This window comes from uncultured Campylobacter sp., from assembly GCF_937890585.1.
Taxonomy (GTDB): Bacteria; Campylobacterota; Campylobacteria; order Campylobacterales; family Campylobacteraceae; genus Campylobacter_A.
Genome location: NZ_CALACG010000041.1, coordinates 1 through 1,332 on the forward strand (window position 1 = coordinate 1; position 1,332 = coordinate 1,332).

At 43.0% G+C, this 1,332-nt stretch carries 1 protein-coding gene; it reads right to left on the reverse strand.

Going from position 1 to position 1,332, the window contains the following annotated elements; all coding sequences use genetic code 11:
- Positions 1 to 1,332 (reverse strand): DDE-type integrase/transposase/recombinase (locus Q0296_RS01105; protein WP_298035731.1); only part of this gene is annotated, 1,332 nt, incomplete at both ends.

Genomic DNA, 1,332 nt, shown 5'->3' on the forward strand with positions numbered 1-1,332 from the left:
CAGCTGTTTCAAATCGCTTCCTCATGTCATCATACGTTAGTAGGTGTTTTTGATTAGTCTTTTTTAACCAGCCATATTCATCTTTTGCGTGTCTTTCTTTTTTAGGGGTTTGCTGCTCTATGTTTTCACGCTTTGCAACACTTCCGCCTATATAGCCCGGAGTATGAGCCATCTTGCTTCGCTGGATCGTGCCAAAGTGCCTTTCGACAAAAGCTTTGTCTTTGCCATGATAGGCTCTTGCGGCGTCATAGTCTATGCCAAGCCCTTCGAGCAGATCTTGAAATTCTTTACTTATGTAGTCTTTGCCGTTATCGCCCTTTACACACTCAGGCTTGCCTAAAAGTTCAATGGCTCTCCAAAGTAAGCGAGTTATGCCTAATGCGTTTGAGGTCTCAGCCAAAGTTGCCACGCATCTACCGCTGAATACGTCTATGATAGATAGGATATTTGGTCTTACCTGCACTCCGCCTTTGCCGTCTCGCACGATTACATCGAGCTTTGAGCTGTCTATCTGCCAGCACTGATTTCGTCTAGTCACGAATATACCTTGTGTGCCATGAGCCGGGTCAAGGTAGCTTATGGTTTTATCTATGCCTTTGGTTGAGACGATGGTGTCTAGTATGTTCTTGGCTTTATATTCTTTTAAAAACCTACTGATCACGCCAGTATCAAATAGTGGTGTTACCTTGCCTTGAAGAAAGTCAGGTGCACTGAATTTACCCGTTCGCTTACCATATTCGAAATGAAGCTCTTTCCAAAGCTGTGTGATGTTTAGATCACCAGCCCCATAAGCTCTAAATTTAGTGAGTATAAATTCCTTCATCCACTCTTCAAGCTTATGTGAGCCCTTCTTTTTGCCGCGCCTATCAAGCAGACCGCGTAAATTTTGCTCCTTATAGGCTTTTTGCCATCTAAAAAGGTTTGCCTCGGTAAGGCCTTCGCTTTCACAAAACTTTTTAGAGGACAGATCGCTCGTCTCATATCTTTTTATGATATCTCGTTTCCTTCTTGCTTCGACAATCTCTTCCTCGCTAGCTTCAAGATATATGTCGCCTTCATCTTGCTTGTTGCTGTCATTATTATTTACTTTGACCTTCTTGATCTCGCTAAATTTCATCATTTTTAGTCCGTTTTTACTTTGCGCACCATTATCAGGCACATAAATTTCAATATCGCTGCTTAGCTTTTTGGCTCTTACAAGAGAGCTGATGTCAGCGATCTCTACTTCAAAGAGTAGCTTTACACCACCGCGACTTCTGATGCCAGCTTCTTGCAAGCGGAGAAAGGGGTATTTGGTGGAATTACGTTGGGTGGCTAGTCTTAGACCTCTCT